Source organism: Rhizomicrobium electricum, from assembly GCF_011762045.1.
GTDB lineage: Bacteria > Pseudomonadota > Alphaproteobacteria > Micropepsales > Micropepsaceae > Rhizomicrobium > Rhizomicrobium electricum.
In genome coordinates this window covers 204,504-221,653 of the sequence record NZ_JAASQS010000008.1, presented here as the reverse complement: position 1 = coordinate 221,653, position 17,150 = coordinate 204,504, and the positions used below count along the sequence as shown (strand labels likewise).

Below are 17,150 nucleotides of genomic sequence, written 5' to 3'. Positions count from 1 at the left end.
GGCCTATAGCCTACCGCTTGCCTTTTTCATAGAGGGTCATGAGATCGGGACGCCGCAGGGCCGTTAACGATTCCGCCTGGGCCCGCCGCCATTTGGCGATTTCCTTATGATTCCCGTTATTTAGAACTTCAGGAATGGGGCGCCCTTCGAATTCCTGCGGCCGCGTATATTGCGGATACTCCAAAAGACCCTCGGAAAAGCTCTCCTCGGACGGACTGTCGGCGGCCCCCAGGACCCCAGGGATCAACCGCACGGCGGCCTCCATCAAGGCCATGGCGGCGATCTCCCCGCCCGCCAGGACGAAGTCCCCGAGCGAAATCTCCTCCATCCCGCGGGCCTCTATGGCGCGCTGATCGACGCCCTCGAAACGGCCGCAAAACAGGATCACGCCCGGCCCGTCCGACAGGGCTTTCACCCGCGTCTGGGTCAGCGGGGCGCCGCGCGGCGACAGATAAATGAGCGGCCGCTCCGCCCGTTCGACGGCATCGATGGCGGCGCAGGCGACGTCCGCCCGCATCACCATGCCCGGCCCGCCGCCCGATGGCGTGTCGTCGACCACGCGATGCTTGCCGAGACCGTGCTCGCGGATATCGCGAACCTCGAGCGACCACAGTCCGTTCGCCAGCGCCTTGCCCGGCAAGGTCATGCCGAGCGGCCCCGGAAACATCTCAGGGAAAAGGGTGAGAACGGTGGCGGACCAGGGCATGACTATTCCTCGCCCCGGTCCCCTTCGTCGCCCGCGTCGATCTCGTCCGGCACGGCGACGATGACGCGGCCGTTGGCAAAGTCGATGTCGGGAACGTTGTCTTTGGTGAAGGCGAGCAGGATTTCCTCGCCTTCGTCGGCGGCGATCACCAGGACATCGCCGGCGCCGTAATTCTGGATCGACTGCACCGCGCCGATGCGCCGTCCGTCCGTGTCGAAGGCTTCGAGGCCGACGAGATCGGCGTGATAGAATTCGTTGCCCTCGGCTTCGGGCAGCTTATCGCGCGCGACGAACAACTCGGTGCCTTTGAGGGCTTCGGACGCGTTGCGGTCCTTGACCTCGGCAAAGGCGACGATGGCCTCATCATCGCGGCCGCCGACAGGGCGCAGCACTTCGACGGTGAAGCGCCGCCCGTCTTTGGCATGCAGGGGCCCATAGGCGCCCAGCGTTTCGGGATCGACGGTGAAGGCTTTCACCTTCACCTCGCCTTTCAAGCCGTGGGCGCCGATAACGGCCGCCATCAGCACGTCGCGAGCGCGCGACATGGTGCGCGTCAGGCCGCCGGAGCTTCAGCCGCTTTTGCGGCCGCAGCAGCGCGTTCCTGCGCCTTCTTCTTCGGCTGGGACTTCTCGGGATTGTTCTTCTTGAGCGGCTTGACCAGGCCGGCGTTGGCCAGGAAGCGATGGACGCGGTCGGTCGGGGTGGCGCCCTTCTTGAGCCACTCGGCAGCCTTTTCGGTGTCGAGCTTCACGCGGGCCGGATCGTCCTTCTTGAGGAGCGGATTGTAGTAGCCGATCTTCTCGATGAAGCGGCCGTCGCGCGGGAAACGCGTGTCGGCGATGACGATGGCATAGTGCGGACGCTTCTTGGTGCCGCCGCGGGACAGTTTGATCTTAACGGACATGACGTCTTCCTTCTTTCGTCAGTAATTACACAAAAACTCTAGCGGCGCCCGAACATGCCGCCCGGCGGAGGACCGCCGCGCCCCATGTTCATCATCGCCGCAAACGGATTGGCGCGCCCGCCCTTCTTCATCGCCTTGATGGCGTCGGACATGGTGCGGTGCATCTTCAAAAGCTTGTTCACGTCGGAGACTTCCATCCCGCAGCCGGCCGCTATGCGCTTGCGGCGCGAGCCATTGATGAGATCGGGATTGGAGCGTTCCTTCTTGGTCATCGACTGGATGATGGCCTGCTGGCGGGTCAGGATCTTGTCGTCGAGACCGGCTTCGTCGAGCTTGTCCTTGATCTTGCCGACGCCGGGCAGCATGCCCATCAGGCCCTGCAGGCCGCCCATCTTCTTCATCTGATTGAGCTGATCGAACAGGTCGTTCATGTCGAACGCCCCCTTCTTCAGCTTCTTGGCGAGGGCTTCGGCCTTTTCCTTGTCGACCGTCTCGGTCGCCTTCTCGACCAGGGAGACGACGTCGCCCATGTCGAGGATGCGGCCCGCCACGCGCTCGGGATAGAACGGCTCGAGGGCATCGAGCTTTTCGCCCATGCCGAGGAACTTGATCGGCGCGCCGGTCACCGCACGCATCGAGAGCGCGGCGCCGCCGCGGGCATCGCCGTCGGCACGGGTCAGGATGATGCCGGAGAGCGGCATGCGCGTATGAAACGACTTGGCGATGTTCACCGCGTCCTGGCCGGTGAGACTGTCGGCGACCAGGATGGTTTCGTGCGGGTTGGTGAGGTCGCGCACCGCCGCGGCTTCGGCCATCAACTGCTCGTCGACGTGCTGGCGGCCGGCGGTGTCGAGAATGAGAACGTCATAGCCGCCGACGCGGGCCGCCGCGAGAGCGCGCTTGGCGATGGTGAGCGGGGTCTGGCCGGCAATGATCGGCAGCGTGGGCACGCCCGCCTGCTCGCCCAATATCTTCAACTGCTCCATGGCGGCCGGACGGGCGACGTCCAGCGAGGCCATCAGGACCTTCTTCTTCTCCTTGGTCTGGAGCAGAAGGCCGAGCTTGGCGGAGGTGGTGGTCTTGCCCGAGCCCTGCAAGCCGACCATCAGGATCGGCGCCGGCGGCGAACCGAGCTGAAGGCCGGTGCCTTCGCTGCCCAGGGTTTCGATCAGGGTATCGTGGACGATCTTGACGACTTGCTGGGCCGGCGTGACGGACCGGATCACCGCCTCGCCTTCGGCCCGCGGCTTCACCTTTTTGATGAAGTCCTCGACAACCCCAAGCTCCACGTCGGCTTCGATCAGCGCCGTGCGGACTTCCTTCAGCGCCTCCTCGACATCGCCTTCCGTGAGCGCGCCGCGGCCACGAAGCTTGTCGAACACGCCGCCGAGGCGGGATTGCAAAGAGTCGAACATCGTCAACCTATTATCCAAAGCACTAGCGCCCCAGGGGGCGCCACGCGCTGCCTGGGGGCGATCCCAGGCCGAGCCTGGGACCGGAAAGCGTAGGGCTTTCCGGAGTTGTGCGGGTTTTAAAGGGCCGGCGCAGCCGAGTCAAATTCGCCCGATCCGGGGCTTTACCCGCCCTTGGCGAACCGGATCGTCTTGAACATCATCATGGCGTCGTCGAGGCCATCGCGGTTTTCGACCGAGACGTCCAGCGACAGGGTGTCCCCGCCCGGCAGCGCTTTGGGCACCGTCAGGCCGAGATAAAGCGAGGCGCCGCAGCCGGGGAACCAGTAGTCCTGTTCGTTCTTGGCCAGCGTGGTCTTGCGCAGGCTCGCGGCCCGGCCATCCACCTCAAGATCACTGTCGGAGAAATTGGGATGGGTCTTGGCATTCACCACCGGCCCGACCGTCTTGCCGGCCTGGAAGCGGATGCAGAGATACGACCCGGCGATGTCGCCATAGATGAAGCCGTTGCCTTTGGCCTGGCGCAGCACCGCGCCTTCCGGCGCATAGACCGTGAACCCCGGTCCGTCGAGCTTCACCCAGCCCGGCGGCGTGGTGATGATCGCCGCGGGCTCGGCCACCGGCGGGGCTTTGAATCCGCTCCAGGCGAAAAAGCCGACCACGGCGACGAGAAGAAGCGTCACGACCAGCGGCAGTACCCGGTTCATCCCAACCCTCCGTGTGCCGGCGTCACCTGCGCCGCAGCGTCTTCGATATCATATTGCAGGCCGATCGTCGTCGCGCTCGCACCGGCGGCGAACGCCATCGCCAGCATCAGCATCAGCATCAGCGACAGGATCCGGACCATGCTTCGCCCCCCGCGACATATGAGCAGCTTCGTCAACAAACCCGGCAAAAAGACGACGCGACGCGCCGTTCGATGAAAATTTGATTCAAATCGTCGGTCGCAGCGAAAGAAGGGCGCAGCACTTTAGCCGTTAAGGTTCTCCCATGATCGACGCGATCTCCACCTCCGCCCTCGGCCTGCGCAGCAGCGCCAATCGCTTTGAAAATGCTGCACAAAGGGTCGTGCAAGCGACCACGCCCGAGACCGGCGAGACGGACGGAGCCAAGGGCTTCGACGACCTGCCGGCGGCGATCGTCGATACCAAAATGAGCGCATTGTCGTTCAAAGCCAACGCCGCAGTGTTCAAGACGGCGGACAAAATGATCGGCACGCTGCTCGACACAATCGCGTAAGCGGAAAAAAATTCCCTCTCCCGTTGCTCCGAATCCCGCAGGAATCGGGGGTGCGGACAATTTGAATTGAACCAGTCTAAAATCCGCATACGGATATTCACCCGAGCGCAACAGGCGCTAGGCAAAATCGTCCGTATGAGTGCTATAGGAAGCGCAACGTCTGTTATGAATTCGGTCGGTCCGATGCGTACCGCCGTGCAGATCGCTGTGCCCCAGGCGCAAGTGCAAACCCAACAAGCACCGTCGGATTTCATGCTGGAGGCGGCCGTCCAGCGCGTCGCCACCCTCCTCTACATGCGGTCGCGGTTCGAGGTTCCGCCGGATGTCATCGACATGGGCGGAGGACTGTTCAACGTCGTCGTCTGAAGCGGCGGGGAAGGAATAACGAATGACATCGTCCATGGGCTTTTCACCGGCCAACATGCAGGCGAGTGCGGCCGTCTTTAATGTCGAGGCCACCGCCAAGGCGCCGCTCAAGGCCCGCGACGACGTCGTGGCGCCAGTCGATACCAGCGGCGGCGATGCCTCCGAAACCCAATTTTCGTCGCTCAAAATGAGCCATTCCCATCTGGGCAAAAACGTCGACTTGAAGGTCTGAACACAGCCATGAGCAGCGAAATCGGTTACGGCGCCGCCGCCATCCGCGCCGGCGAAACCAAGTACCAGGAAAAACTCGTCGAACTGATGAAGCAGGCCGCCTCGCGCAAGCCGGCGAACGACGCCGAACCGGCGGAGACCAAGTCCGCCAAGCCGTCCGACTCCTCGGTCGGGCGCAAGGTCGACATCAAGGCCTGATATCGGCACCGACGCTCGAAGGAGCGGAGCGATGGCGATTACCCTCGACAACAGCGCAGCGATCTTTGCGGCGATGCGGGCCCTGGCGGCCATGCGCACGATGCAGGCGGCCAGTACCGCCTCGCAAGCCGCCGCGACGGTGCGCAAGGCCGAAGCGGCCGAGACCGCCGCACGCGCCACCCAATCCCAAAGTAAGGTCGACGTGAAGGCTTGAAGGGGCGCTCCAACCGGGCGCCCCTTTTCTTTCGCCGGGCCTTATTTGAGGCCGAGCTTCTCCGCGAAATAGACGAAGGTGAGCCCCCACAGCTCCGCCGACTGCTTGTGATCGGCCGCCGCGGCGTGACCGCCGTCGGTGTTTTCGTAGAACAGCACCTCGTGGCCCTGCTCCATCATGCGCGCCGCCATCTTGCGGGCATGCACCGGCGTGACGCGGTCGTCCGAGGTGGCGGTGACGAAGAACACCGGCGGATAGGTCTTGTCCTTGGCGACGTTCTGATAGGGGGAGTACTTGCCGATATACTCCGCCGCCTTGGGATCGGCCGGATCGCCGTATTCGGCAATCCACGAGGCGCCGGCACCGATCCCCGTGTAGCGGATCATGTCGATCAGCGGCACCTGACAGACCACGGCCCCGAGCAGCTCGGGATGCTGGGTCATCACGGTCGACACCAACAGGCCGCCGTTCGAGCCGCCGACGATGCCGAGCTGTTTGGCCGTGGTGATTTTGCGGGCGATCAGATCCGCGGCAACGGCCGCGAAATCGTCAAACGCCTTCTGGCGGTTTTCCTTCAGCGCCGCCTCGTGCCAGGCCGGGCCGAATTCGCCGCCGCCGCGGATGTTGGCGAGCACGTAAACGCCGCCGCGTCCCACCCACAGCTTGCCGAAATTGGCCGAATAGAACGGCGTCTCGGAAATCTCGAAACCGCCGTAGCCGTTGAGAATGGTCGGGGCCGGACCCTTCAGGGCTTTCGGCCGCATCACGAAATAGGGAATCTTGGTGCCGTCGGTCGAAGTCGCCTCGTACTGCACGGTTTCCATGCCGGCGGCATCGAAGCGCGCGGGCAGCGCCTTGATCTCTTTCGGCGCATCCTTGCCGTCATCGAAGTAGAGCGTCGGCGCCTTCAGAAAACTCTGGAACGACAGATAGACTTCCGAACCGTAATCGTTGGTGGACACGATGTTGGCCGAACCGCCCGCCGGCAACGGCAGCGTCTTGCCGGCCCAGGCGCCGTTGGCGAGACGGTACGCGTGGACCTCGCCAATCACATTGTTCAGTACCGCAACGTAGACCGCATCGCGGCCGGTGGCGACCGATTCAACCGATGCACGCGGCCCCGGCGTATAGAGCACGCTGATCGGCGTCAGATGATCGGGCTGCAGACCGTCGACGGCGAACGAAATCAAGGTGCCTTTGCCGAGCTTGGCGCCGCCCGGCGGCGTCCAGTCCTCGCGCAGCGAGAACAGAAGCTGGCCTTTGAAATAGCCCTGCAACTGCGCCGACAGCGGCACTGGAATTTTCCACCAGGTCTGATTGGCCGCCGCAAGATAGTACTCGGCCTCGAAGAAACTCGTGCCGCGGACGATCACCGGCAGCGTGTCGGCGCCGTTGCGCAGCACCGTGGCCGCCACCGACACGTCGCCATCTTTGCCTTCGAGCTGGGTCGCAGCCGCATCGATCGCTTCGCCGCGATGCCACATCTTGACGATGCGCGGATAACCGGAACTCGTCATCGAGCCGGCGCCGAAATCGGTTCCGAACAGGACGGTGTCGTCATCCACCAGCGTGACGTCGGACTTGGCTTCCTTGAGAGCGAAGCCGTCCTTGACGAAGGATTTGGTGCCCAGATCGAACTCGCGCACCACCACGGCATCGCCGCCGCCGCGCGACAGGTTGACGAGGCAGCGCTTCTGGCTCGGCGAACACGCTGAGCCCTTCCACACCCAGTTCTCCTTCTCGTCGGCCGCCAGCTTGTCGAGATCGATCAGCACCTCCCATTGGGGCTCGGCCTTGGCGTACTCGGCAATCGTCGTACGCCGCCAGAGGCCCTTGGGATGCTCCTGGTCCTGCCAGTAATTGTAGACGAAGCCGTGATCGACGCCGCCGTAGGGAATGCGGTCCTTGGCGTCGAGCACCTTGAGGATGAAATCGTAGTTCTTCTGATAGTCCGGGTCGGCCTTGAGCAGGCCGAGCGATTTGACGTTCTGCTCCTTGACCCAGGCGAGCGGCTTTTGGCCGTGGACATCCTCGAGCCAGATATACGGATCTTTCATGTGGTTACCTTGGTCGGCCGCCATACCAGCGGTGGTGGCGGCAAAAACGGCAAAAAACAGTGCGGCGGCGCGGCGCATACGTACTCTCCAGCCCGGAAATCAGGGCCGGAAAGTGGGGCCGCCCGCCCCTTCCGTCAACCCGGCTCTGGCCGAAACGAGGCCTACCGCCTATATAGGCGCCAAATGACACCGTTCCTGAAAATGCATGGCCTCGGCAACGATTTCGCCGTCTTCGACGCGCGAAACCAGCCGCTTGCGCTCGATGCCCACACGGCCCGCGCGATCGGCAACCGCCGTCGCGGCGTCGGCTGCGATCAGATTATCGTGATCGAGACCTCACCCGAGGCCGACGCGTTCATGCGCATCCGCAACGCCGACGGCGACGAAGTCGAGATCTGCGGCAATGCCGCCCGCTGCGTCGCGCGGCTGCTGCTCGACGAAACCGGCAAGAGCGCCGTCACCCTGATGACGCTGGCCGGACCGCTCGTCTGCCGCGATGCGGGCAACGGACTTGTCACGGTGGACATGGGCGCACCCGAACTGTTGTGGGACCGCATTCCACTGGCCCGGCCGGTGGACACCAACCTCTTCGCCCTCAATGTCGACGGCGAGACCTATAATTGCGCCGCGGTGTCGATGGGCAATCCGCACTGCATCCTGTTCGTCGACGATGCCGACGTCGCGCCGGTGGCGACACTCGGCCCGCGCATCGAAACCCATCCGATGTTTCCCAAGCGGACCAATGTCGAATTCGTCAGCGTGCGCGATTCCGGCCACTTACGGATGCGGGTGTGGGAGCGTGGCGCCGGGATCACCGAAGCCTGCGGATCGGGAACATGTGCGACGGCTGTCGCCGCCCATCGCCGCGGCCTCACCGGCGACAAAGTGGATGTGACGCTGGATGGCGGCATGCTCACCATCGAACTGACGAACGGCCGCGTCCTGATGACCGGCCCTGCCACCCTTGCCTATCGCGGCGAGATCGCGCTTTGAGCGCTTCACCGAAAAGTGGGAACCGGCTTTCGGACATGAAGCGCGACCAGCAAAAAGGCGGCGTCGACATCATCACGTTCGGCTGCCGGCTCAACGCCTACGAGTCGGAGGCGATCCGGGAACGCACCGCGGGTCTCGATAACACGGTGGTGGTGAACACATGTGCCGTGACGGCGGAAGCCGTGCGCCAGTCGCGCCAGCAGATCCGCAAGATTCGCCGCGAACGGCCGGATGCGCGCATCATCGTCACCGGCTGCGCCGCACAGACCGATCCCGACGGCTATGCCAAGATGCCGGAAGTCGATTTCGTGCTCGGCAACGCCGACAAGCTCGATCCCAAGGCCTATGCGCTCGGCGTCAACGAACGCGTCCGCGTCAACGACATCATGAGCGTTAAGGAAACCGCGGCCCAGTTCGTGGATTACTTCGAAGGGCGCACCCGCGCCTTCCTGCAAGTCCAGAACGGCTGCGATCACCGCTGCACCTTCTGCATCATCCCTTACGGCCGCGGCAACTCGCGCAGCGTCGGCATGGGCGCGGTGGTGGAAGAGGCTCGCCGCCTTTGCGCCAACGGCTACGGCGAGATCGTGCTCACCGGCGTCGATCTGACCAGCTACGGCCACGACCTGCCCGGCACGCCGAGCCTCGGCGATCTGGTGCGCAAGATTCTGAAACTGGTGCCGGACCTGAAGCGTCTGCGCCTGTCGTCCATCGACTCCATCGAAGCCGACGACGCGCTGATGACGGCCATCGCCGAGGAAGAACGGCTGATGCCGCATTTCCATCTCTCGGTGCAGTCCGGCGACGATATGATCCTGAAACGGATGAAACGCCGCCACTCGCGGGCCGACACCATCCGCTTCTGCGAGGCGGTGCGCGCGCTGCGGCCCGAAGCGGCGTTCGGCGCCGACCTGATTGCCGGATTTCCGACGGAAACCGACGAGATGTTCGCCAACACGTTGAAGCTGGTCGACGAAGCGGGCCTTCAGATGCTGCACGTGTTCCCGTTCAGTCCGCGGACCGGAACACCCGCGGCGAGGATGCCGCAGGTACCGCGAGAACTGGTCAAGGATCGCGCCGCCCGCCTGCGGGCCAAGGGCGCCGAGGCCTTGCAGCAATACTATTCCACGTTGATCGGCCGCGAAGAGACGCTTCTGGTCGAAAAAGCGGGTCTCGGGCGCACGCCCACGTTTGTTCCGGTTGCATTTGCCGGCGAGGCGGGCGATTTCGTCCGCGTGCGTATTACCGGCGCCGCGTCAGACCATCTTACCGGAGACATCGTTTCATGAGGCAATTCGGCGAAGCCCCTCCCCCGCCGACCTTTTTCGAGAAACTCAAGGCCGGCCTGTCGAAGAGCGCGAGCGCGCTCGGTCTCGAGGCCCTGGTCAAGAAGAAGCTCGACGATGTTTCGCTGGGCGAACTCGAAGAAGCCCTGATCCGGGCCGATCTCGGCGCCGCCCAGGCCCAGGCGATCACCGCCGCGATCGGCAAAGGACGTTACGATTCAGAAGTTTCGACCTTCGATCTGCGTCAGGTCCTGGCCGACGAAATCGCCAAAATTCTCGCGCCGGTGGCCAAGCCGCTGGCGATCGATGCGGCAATCAAGCCTTACGTGATCCTGGTTGCCGGCGTGAACGGCACCGGCAAGACCACGACCATCGGCAAGATCGCCGTCAAACTCACGCGCGAAGGCAAGAAAGTCGTGCTGGCGGCAGGCGATACGTTCCGCGCTGCGGCCATCGAACAATTGCAGGTCTGGGGCGAACGGGCCGGCTGCGAAGTGGTGGCGCGGGCACCGGGATCGGATGCCGCCGGTCTTTGTTTCGATGCCTACGCGCGCGCGCGCCAGAGCGGCGCCGACGTGCTTCTGATCGACACCGCCGGACGGCTGCAGAACAAAGCCGGTTTGATGGCCGAACTGCAGAAGATTGCACGCGTTCTCAAAAAGCAGGACCCTGCGGCACCTCACGGCACACTTTTGATACTGGACGCCACGACCGGGCAGAACGCAGTGTCGCAAGTGGAAGCCTTTGCGGCCGCCGTTCCGCTCACTGGTCTCGTTATGACCAAGCTGGACGGCACGGCGAAAGGCGGTATTCTCGTGGCGCTCGCGGCCAAGTTCGGTATCGCTGTTCATTTTGTCGGCGTCGGCGAGCGCGAAGAGGATCTGCAAGATTTTTCGGCGGATGCCTTCGCCAGAGCGCTGACGGGGGCGGCATGAATCCGCAAGTTAGACGCAGCTTGGTCGACTTCGGCCCGCTGGTCCTGTTTTTCGTCGCATACAGACTATTCGGCCTTTACGCGGCCACCGCCACGGTAATGGTCGCGGCGGTCGCTGCGGTGATCCTCGGCTATGTCTTCGACAAGAAGTTGCATCCGGTGCCGCTGGCGACGGCCGTGATCGTCGTGATTTTCGGCGGGCTGACGCTGTACCTGAACGACAAGATGTTCATCAAAATCAAGCCCACCATGATTTATGGGCTGTTCGCGGCGACGCTTTTGGGCGGCCTCGCATTCAACCGCTTGTTCATCAAGTACATCTTCGGGACTGCCGTAACGCTCGCTGAGAACCATTGGCGTGCACTGACGCTGCGCTTCGGCGGTTTCTGCATCGTCATGGCGCTGATCAACGAATTGATATGGCGGAACTTTTCGGAGAACGTCTGGGTTTACTTCCATACGTTCGGCGCCATTGGTCTGACGCTGTTATTTTCGTTCAGCCAAGTGCCGTTTCTGCTCAAGCACCAGATCGTGAGCGAAACGAAGAAAGAATAATCATCGACGACGCGTTGCCGAGACGCACCTATCGGCGACAGACGGAGTTGTCGACCGCGTTGGGGTTGGTTATTGTCCGGCCCCTCACGTCCGTCTGCGACGTTGAACGTCCAGCGTTATGGTGATGTAAGGGCTTGTCGTGCAGCCGTGTACGGACTGCCGATAGGATATTGCGGAGGCAGGGGTCATAACGATGAAGGGTCAGCGCAAAGTGAACGGGGGCTTTGAGCTTGCGGAAGCACCCTCCCACCTGATCAAGCGTTGTCAGCAGTATTTCGGCGATCTCTATGCGCGCGAAGCCGGTTCCAGCGAACTGACCAAGCAGCAGTTCACCGTGCTTGCCGCGCTCGAAAACAACGAAGGCGTCAGCCAGACGGCGCTCGTCGAAATGACCGGCATCGATCGTTCGACCCTGGCCGAAATGGTTCGCCGCATGCTCGAGCGGGGCTTGGTTTCGCGCGAACGCACCGAGAAGGACGCCCGCGCCAACGCCGTCGCCATCACCGCCAGCGGCCGCAAGGCCTTGCGGTCGGCGCGCACCGCTGCCGACAGGGCGGAAAAGGCTCTGCTCGATCCGCTGCCGCCGTCGGAGCGTTCCAAGTTCATCAAGGCGTTGGCGATGATCGCGACCGCCGGTGAGCAGTTCGCCGCCAACGGCGCGCCGAAAGCCCGCACCAAATCGCGCAAGCGCCGCGGTTGAAACGGTTCTGCTAGATCTTGATGTCGATATGGGTTCCCGGACGGGTGTAGCCCGTGGCGGGGCTGGTCGGTGGCGTGAAATCGACATTCGCCGCCGGTGTCGGCGCCGCTTTCTTGGCGGTGTCCTGGACGACGGACGCGGCCGGCGCCTCTTTGAACGCGATCGGCTCGAAGGCCGGGGCAGGCGCCTGCCGCCGAACGGTCGTCTGGCTTTGGGCGGCCAGGAGATTTGAGGCGCTGATCTGCATGGCGCCGAGGATTTCAGAGATTGGTTTCCGAATCCTTTAGAAGCGCCAAGCGCTTCTTCGCGCTACGCCATTTCGCCCAGGTGACGGCCACCACCGCACCGAGCACCGCGAATGTGATGAGATAGGCGCTCCAGATATAGGCGGCATAGTCAGGAAGGACCACGGTCATGCCCTCCCCGTCGCGACGAGGACATTGGCCTTCCGGTCCAGGATTGCTGTCCGTATACGAACGATCCAGAGGGTCGCGAACAACAGCGTATAAGCCAGCGCCATGATGCCCAGCGGCCACAGGAACACAGGTGCGATCGCCGGTCCGCCCTGCCGCAGAATACTCGCGCCCTGATGGAGCGTCGCCCACCATTGCACCGAGAAGTGGATGATGGGCAGATTCACGGCTCCGACAATCGCCAGAACCGCAGCGGCACGCGCGGCGCGCGTTTCGTCTTCGATCGCGTTCGCCAGCGCGACGATGCCGAGATAAAGAAACAGCAGGAGCAGGAACGAGGTCAGCCGTCCGTCCCACACCCAGAATGCGCCCCACATCGGCCGTCCCCACAAGGAGCCGGTCACAAGCCCGAGCGCGGTGAACACCGCTCCGAGCGGCGCTGCCGTCTTCACGGCGATGTCGGCCAGCGGATGACGGCCGACCAAGGCCACCGCTCCGGCCAATGCCATCAATCCGTAGGCCATCATCGCGACCCAGGCGGCGGGAACATGCAGGAACATGATGCGGACAGTGTCGCCCTGCTGATAATCCGGCGGGACGCCGAGCGCGAGCACGATGCCGACGGCAAACAAAACGGCCGTCGCGACAGCGAGCCACGGCAGCACTTTGCCGGTCGCGTCCAGGAAACGTCTGGGATTGCCGAGTAGCATCGGTTTTCTATAGCACCTTACGAACCGAGATTGAGCCGCACGGCGGCGGCGGCCGCAAACGGCGCCAGCGCAACGGCAAGAAGCGAAAACGCCGCCAGGAAAAGTAACGCGCCGCTCGGAAGACCGTCGAGCACCGCCACCACCACCCCCGAGCCGAAGATCACCACCGGCGCCACCAGCGGCAGTACGATGAACGGCAGGATCAGTCCGCCGCGCCGGATCGACAGCGTCAGCGCCGCGCCGATGCCGCCGACCGCGCTCACCGCAGGCGTGCCGATCAGCAGCGCCAGCACCAGCGCGCCCGTAGCGTCCGGCGGCAGCCCGTAAGCGACCGCCAGCAGCGCAGCGATCAACGTCAGCGGCAGACCGGTGGCAAGCCAATGGGCGGCAATCTTGGCGAACGCCAACGCTTCCAGCGGCAACGGCGACAGCATCATCAGATCCAGACTGCCGTCCTCGAAATCGGCCTGGAACAGCCGGTCGAGCGACAACAGCGCCGCCAGGACCGCCGCCACCCATAAGACGCCGGCCGCGATGCGGGCGAGCAATTTCAAATCCGGCCCAATGCCGAGCGGTACCAAAGTCGCAACCGCCGCGAAGAACGCCAGCGCCAACGCCGCGCCGCCGCCTGCCCGCACCGCCAGCAGGAGATCGCGCGCCATCACGGCCCGAAAGGCGATCATGGCTCCCCCAAACGCAAGGTAAGCCCGTCAAGCCCGAGCGGTTCATGGGTCGCGGCAATGGCAATGCCGCCGCTGGCGCAATGAGCGGTCAGTTTTTCGGCAACGAGGGCCTTGCCGCCGACATCGAGCGCGGCGAGCGGTTCGTCGAGCAGCCATAGTTTGCGGCCGGTGAGCACCAGACGCGCCAGCGCCAGCCGCCGCTTCTGACCTGCCGAAAGAAACTGTCCGGGCATCTGCGGCTTGAGGCCGAAAGCCTCGGGTTCGGGGGCATCGGCGCCGTAGAGCCTGGCCCAGAAACGAAGCTGCTCGCCGACAGCGAGTTGCGGCTTCACCGCGTCCCGGTCGCCCAACCAGCCGATACAGCGGGCACGATCCTCGCCATCGACGAGATCGCCGGCTTCCGTCCGGATACGGACGATTCCCCCGGTCGGCGCCAGCAGCCCGGCGATGACGCGCATGAGGCTGGTCTTGCCCGCGCCGTTCGGTCCGGTGAGCGACAGGAAATCGCCCTCGCGCAAAGAAAGATCGAGACCCGCGAACAGCTTGTGGTGGCCGCGGACCAAGGCGAGGCGTTCGAGGGCAAGCGCGAAGGTCATCCCAACCGATGTTTAGCCGGTCGCGGCCGTTCTGTCGCCGGTGCTGGCGTGTCGAGGGCCGGGCGGATTTCACCCACAAATTGCCGCGGGTGCGAGACCGCTTGCGGCGGTGAAAAATCTCGGGCAATGTCAGTACGTTACCAAGTCATTTGCGCCGCACCCCGTGCTGCAATTGCGCAAAAAGGCTGGACAGGGCCCTGATTGTGGGCTTGGCTGGGGCCCCACCAAAAGCCCCACCCAAGAGGCGGCAAATAGCGGGTATGCGCGTGGCGGAAGATTCCAAGGCCGAAACGGCTGTCGTCATCAAGAAGTATGCGAACCGGCGGCTCTACAACACGCAGTCCTCCAGCTATGTGACGCTCGACCATCTGAGCGAGATGGTGAAACAGGGTGTGGAGTTCGAAGTGCGCGATGCGCGCACCGGCGAAGACATCACCCGCTCGGTGCTGACCCAGATCATTTTCGAAGAAGAGGCCAAAGGCCAAAACCTGCTGCCGATCCGTTTCCTGCGCCAGCTCATCCGCTTCTACGGCGATCCGATGCAGTCGTTCGTGCCGGGCTATCTCGACCTCTCGATGCAGAGCTTCATCAAGAACCAGGAAGAGATGCGCGAGCGCATCGCCAAGGTGTTCGGCAGCGGCCATCAGGCGGTCGAGCAGCTGGCGCGCCAGAACATGGCGATGTTCGAACACTCGATGCAGGTCTTCGCGCCGTTCGCCACACCGCAGGAGCCGCCGTCGCCCCCGCCGGCCAGCACCGACATCAACGATCTCAAGACGCAGATGGAAGAAATGCGCCGCCAGCTGGCGGAACTGAGCCAGCGCAAATAGGCCTCAGCCCTTCTTCCAGCCCGGATCCAGCTTCGGTTCGCCGAAGAAGAAGCCCTGGAAGTGGTCGACGCCGAAGCCTTCGAGCAGAGCCGCTTCCTCTTCGGACCCGACCCACTCCGCCGTGGTCTTGAGATTGAAGCTCTTGGCGAGATCGACCAGGGTGCGCACGAAGATCTGGTTCTCGGGCGAGGACTTGAGCGCGGCGACATAAGAGCCGTCGATCTTGACCTTGTCGACGCGCAGCATCTGTAGATTGCGGAACGAGGTGTAGCCGGCGCCGAAATCGTCGATGGCGACGCGGCAGCCCATTTCCCTGAGGCGTGAAACGAAGCGCGCATTCTCTTCGAAATGATGCAGCGCCGCGGTCTCGGTCAGTTCCACCACCAGCCGGTTGGCGATGGCCGAATTCTGCTTCACGTATTCGACGAAGCTTTGCAGGAACGCCGAATCCTGCGCCGTGGTGCCCGAGACGTTGACGCTGAGATTGATCTCGGGATTGGTGTGCAGCGCCGCCACCGCCATTTCGAGCGCCCGCCGGTCGACCAGGCGCACCAGTCCGAGCTGCTCGGCCGCCGGAATGAAATGACCGGCCGGCGCGATGGTGCCGTCGGGTTTGATCATCCGCAACAGGCATTCGTATTCGGCCACTTCGCGCGTCTTGGCGTCGACGATCGGCTGATAGGCGAAGACGAGACGGTCTTCCTTGAGCGCGGCGACGACTTCGTCGGCCACGGCCATCAGGCGCAGGCGCGCGCCTTCGCGCAGTTCGGAATGATGGTAGATCGTGAAGCCGTCGCGGCCGTGGCTGCGGGCCCGTTCGAGCGCCTCTTCGGCGCGCAGCATCGCTTCCTGACTCGAGGAGGCGCTGCCGGGCAGCCACACCGCACCGACCGACGAGGTCACGGCCACGCGTCCGGCGCGGGTATCCACCACGTCGCCGCGTACCGCCGCCCGCAGGCGCTCGGCCACCACCGTGATGTCGCCTTCGGTGCAGTTCTTGAGGATGACGCCGAACTTGTTGCCGGCGGTGCGTCCGATCACGTCGGTCGTGCGCAGCGAGCGCGCCAGCCGTTCGCCTACCGCCACGATCACTTCGTCGGCGGCATCGAAGCCGTAGGAATCGTTGATGATCGCCAGCCGGTCGATCGAGAACACCAGGAAGCCGCAATGGCGCTCCTGGCTCTGGGCCGTGGCGATGGCTTCGGCGAGTTCGGCACGCAGCGAATTGCGGTTGAGATGGCCGGTCAGCTCGTCGCGCGTGGCCAGATAGGTCAGGCGATGGATCTGATGCTTGCGCTCGGTGATTTCGCGCACCACGCCGGTCAGCCGCTCGGTCTGGCCGCTCGCATCGGGCACGCGGGAGCCGAGGAACACGTACCACACGGTGCCGAGCGCCGAGGCCATTTCGACGTCGATGTCGAAGGTCAGGGTTTCCGGGCTGCGGCTGTCGATCAGGGCGGTGAAGCGCTGGCGTACCTGGCTGTTCATGCCGGCGAGCAATTGGCGGCCCTGGCTGCGGTCCCGCTGCAGGATCTGTCCGGGCAGGATATCGACCGCGCCGTCCCATAGGATCCGGTCGTCGGCAAGCGTCCAATTGAATGCGACAATGCCCGCGCCCGACACCGCGAGCGCAAGTCTTTCGGAGTCCTGAACCGCCTTCAGCGCGGCGAGCGACCCCCCTGGCTTCTTCTGAAGCGACTGTTCCACCACGACCACCACCAGTTGGCCTTTGTTTCCGGCCTTATCGGTCGATGATGGGCGGGGGGGCTTAAAAAACCCGTAACTCTTGAAACAAACGCGCACCTCGCCGCCACGGCCCGCACTTTGCCTGAACAAAGGGTTATGACGGCGATTTCGACATTTCCAATTGTCAGGACGGGCGCGGCAAACCGCGGAACTTCGTCCGTGCATGCCGTCGAAAAAATCAGCGCCAGCGCCGGAATCGATGGTGAATATACGTCGCGCCGCGAACCGCAGAGCTGGATCTGCACACCGGCCGCCAAGCGCGCATCGTCCCAGTCCGGCACAGAGCAGAGCGACCCATATTGGGACGCTCCGCGGCTGACGCCGACTTTCGTCGCCCACGTCATGGGTCAGGTCTATTGCCCGCATGCCCCACTGCC

Annotated in this window: 24 protein-coding genes; 11 read left to right on the top strand and 13 right to left on the bottom strand. The window is 63.8% G+C overall.

The annotated features are described in order from the left end of the window. Positions 1-10 precede the first annotated feature (10 nt). The 6 genes from trmD to FHS84_RS16660 all read right to left on the bottom strand — a co-directional run bounded on the left by trmD (position 11) and on the right by FHS84_RS16660 (position 3,869). Positions 11-706: a tRNA (guanosine(37)-N1)-methyltransferase TrmD gene (gene trmD, locus FHS84_RS16685; RefSeq protein ID WP_166936424.1), complete on the bottom strand. Its 696-nt coding sequence runs from the start codon at positions 704-706 to the stop codon at positions 11-13. A 2-nt stretch (positions 707-708) separates the two neighbouring features. Further along, entirely contained in the window at positions 709-1,251 is a 543-nt protein-coding gene (gene rimM, locus FHS84_RS16680; protein ID WP_166936422.1) for a ribosome maturation factor RimM, read from the bottom strand. A gap of 8 nt (positions 1,252-1,259) precedes the next feature. Continuing rightward, positions 1,260-1,610, bottom strand: a complete 351-nt coding sequence (rpsP, locus tag FHS84_RS16675; RefSeq protein ID WP_166936420.1) for a 30S ribosomal protein S16 — start codon at positions 1,608-1,610, stop codon at positions 1,260-1,262. 38 nt (positions 1,611-1,648) lie between these two features. Next, on the bottom strand, positions 1,649-3,025 hold the full coding sequence (gene ffh, locus FHS84_RS16670) for a signal recognition particle protein (protein WP_166936418.1): 1,377 nt from the start codon (positions 3,023-3,025) through the stop codon (positions 1,649-1,651). A gap of 161 nt (positions 3,026-3,186) precedes the next feature. After that, positions 3,187-3,729: a hypothetical protein gene (locus FHS84_RS16665; protein WP_166936416.1), complete on the bottom strand. Its 543-nt coding sequence runs from the start codon at positions 3,727-3,729 to the stop codon at positions 3,187-3,189. Further along, entirely contained in the window at positions 3,726-3,869 is a 144-nt protein-coding gene (locus FHS84_RS16660) for a hypothetical protein (protein WP_166936414.1), read from the bottom strand. Before FHS84_RS16660 ends, FHS84_RS16665 begins: the two co-directional genes overlap by 4 nt. A gap of 143 nt (positions 3,870-4,012) precedes the next feature. Here FHS84_RS16660 and FHS84_RS16655 point away from each other — a divergent pair, with 143 nt between their 5' ends. From FHS84_RS16655 to FHS84_RS16635, 5 genes are all read left to right on the top strand, one after another. After that, complete coding sequence (locus FHS84_RS16655; RefSeq protein ID WP_166936412.1) at positions 4,013-4,261, top strand: flagellar hook protein FlgE; 249 nt, start codon at positions 4,013-4,015, stop codon at positions 4,259-4,261. A 165-nt stretch (positions 4,262-4,426) separates the two neighbouring features. Continuing rightward, positions 4,427-4,627 carry a hypothetical protein gene (locus FHS84_RS16650; protein ID WP_166936410.1) on the top strand — a complete coding sequence of 67 codons (201 nt, stop codon included), beginning with the start codon at positions 4,427-4,429 and terminating at the stop codon, positions 4,625-4,627. Positions 4,628-4,649: 22 nt separating this feature from the next. Then, on the top strand, positions 4,650-4,859 hold the full coding sequence (locus FHS84_RS16645) for a hypothetical protein (RefSeq protein WP_166936408.1): 210 nt from the start codon (positions 4,650-4,652) through the stop codon (positions 4,857-4,859). 8 nt (positions 4,860-4,867) lie between these two features. Next, on the top strand, positions 4,868-5,056 hold the full coding sequence (locus tag FHS84_RS16640) for a hypothetical protein (RefSeq protein WP_166936406.1): 189 nt from the start codon (positions 4,868-4,870) through the stop codon (positions 5,054-5,056). 31 nt (positions 5,057-5,087) lie between these two features. Then, entirely contained in the window at positions 5,088-5,270 is a 183-nt protein-coding gene (locus FHS84_RS16635; RefSeq protein ID WP_166936404.1) for a hypothetical protein, read from the top strand. 41 nt (positions 5,271-5,311) lie between these two features. Here FHS84_RS16635 and FHS84_RS16630 read toward each other — a convergent pair whose 3' ends face one another. Further along, positions 5,312-7,405, bottom strand: a complete 2,094-nt coding sequence (locus tag FHS84_RS16630) for a prolyl oligopeptidase family serine peptidase (protein WP_166936402.1) — start codon at positions 7,403-7,405, stop codon at positions 5,312-5,314. A 105-nt stretch (positions 7,406-7,510) separates the two neighbouring features. Here FHS84_RS16630 and dapF point away from each other — a divergent pair, with 105 nt between their 5' ends. The 5 genes from dapF (at position 7,511) to FHS84_RS16605 (ending at position 11,795) form a co-directional block, all read left to right on the top strand. Next, the gene (gene dapF, locus FHS84_RS16625; protein WP_166936400.1) at positions 7,511-8,320 is read left to right on the top strand and encodes a diaminopimelate epimerase; all 810 of its coding nucleotides are present in this window, start codon (positions 7,511-7,513) and stop codon (positions 8,318-8,320) included. 35 nt (positions 8,321-8,355) lie between these two features. After that, positions 8,356-9,609, top strand: coding sequence for a tRNA (N(6)-L-threonylcarbamoyladenosine(37)-C(2))-methylthiotransferase MtaB (gene mtaB, locus FHS84_RS16620; RefSeq protein ID WP_166936398.1), 1,254 nt, complete (start codon positions 8,356-8,358; stop codon positions 9,607-9,609). Further along, positions 9,606-10,541, top strand: a complete 936-nt coding sequence (ftsY, locus tag FHS84_RS16615; protein WP_166936396.1) for a signal recognition particle-docking protein FtsY — start codon at positions 9,606-9,608, stop codon at positions 10,539-10,541. Before mtaB ends, ftsY begins: the two co-directional genes overlap by 4 nt. Then, positions 10,538-11,095, top strand: coding sequence for a septation protein A (locus FHS84_RS16610; protein ID WP_166936394.1), 558 nt, complete (start codon positions 10,538-10,540; stop codon positions 11,093-11,095). The genes ftsY and FHS84_RS16610 overlap by 4 nt, the downstream gene beginning before the upstream one ends. A gap of 193 nt (positions 11,096-11,288) precedes the next feature. Further along, a complete protein-coding gene (locus FHS84_RS16605) occupies positions 11,289-11,795 on the top strand; it encodes a MarR family winged helix-turn-helix transcriptional regulator (protein WP_166936392.1) in 507 nt (168 codons plus the stop codon). 10 nt (positions 11,796-11,805) lie between these two features. Here FHS84_RS16605 and FHS84_RS16600 read toward each other — a convergent pair whose 3' ends face one another. The 5 genes from FHS84_RS16600 to ccmA are packed head-to-tail and all read right to left on the bottom strand — an operon-like array spanning position 11,806 to position 14,197. Further along, the gene (locus FHS84_RS16600) at positions 11,806-12,042 is read right to left on the bottom strand and encodes a hypothetical protein (protein ID WP_166936390.1); all 237 of its coding nucleotides are present in this window, start codon (positions 12,040-12,042) and stop codon (positions 11,806-11,808) included. A 13-nt stretch (positions 12,043-12,055) separates the two neighbouring features. After that, positions 12,056-12,211, bottom strand: coding sequence for a heme exporter protein CcmD (gene ccmD / locus FHS84_RS16595; RefSeq protein WP_166936387.1), 156 nt, complete (start codon positions 12,209-12,211; stop codon positions 12,056-12,058). Continuing rightward, on the bottom strand, positions 12,208-12,918 hold the full coding sequence (gene ccmC, locus FHS84_RS16590) for a heme ABC transporter permease CcmC (protein ID WP_166936385.1): 711 nt from the start codon (positions 12,916-12,918) through the stop codon (positions 12,208-12,210). The genes ccmD and ccmC overlap by 4 nt, the downstream gene beginning before the upstream one ends. A 17-nt stretch (positions 12,919-12,935) precedes the next feature. Then, positions 12,936-13,601: a heme exporter protein CcmB gene (gene ccmB / locus FHS84_RS16585; protein ID WP_166936383.1), complete on the bottom strand. Its 666-nt coding sequence runs from the start codon at positions 13,599-13,601 to the stop codon at positions 12,936-12,938. Next, positions 13,598-14,197, bottom strand: coding sequence for a heme ABC exporter ATP-binding protein CcmA (gene ccmA, locus FHS84_RS16580; protein WP_166936381.1), 600 nt, complete (start codon positions 14,195-14,197; stop codon positions 13,598-13,600). Before ccmA ends, ccmB begins: the two co-directional genes overlap by 4 nt. A gap of 260 nt (positions 14,198-14,457) precedes the next feature. Here ccmA and phaR point away from each other — a divergent pair, with 260 nt between their 5' ends. Further along, positions 14,458-15,027, top strand: a complete 570-nt coding sequence (phaR, locus tag FHS84_RS16575; protein WP_166936378.1) for a polyhydroxyalkanoate synthesis repressor PhaR — start codon at positions 14,458-14,460, stop codon at positions 15,025-15,027. A 3-nt stretch (positions 15,028-15,030) separates the two neighbouring features. Here phaR and FHS84_RS16570 read toward each other — a convergent pair whose 3' ends face one another. After that, positions 15,031-16,734, bottom strand: coding sequence for an EAL domain-containing protein (locus tag FHS84_RS16570; protein ID WP_166936376.1), 1,704 nt, complete (start codon positions 16,732-16,734; stop codon positions 15,031-15,033). Between the last annotated feature and the right edge of the window lie 416 nt (positions 16,735-17,150).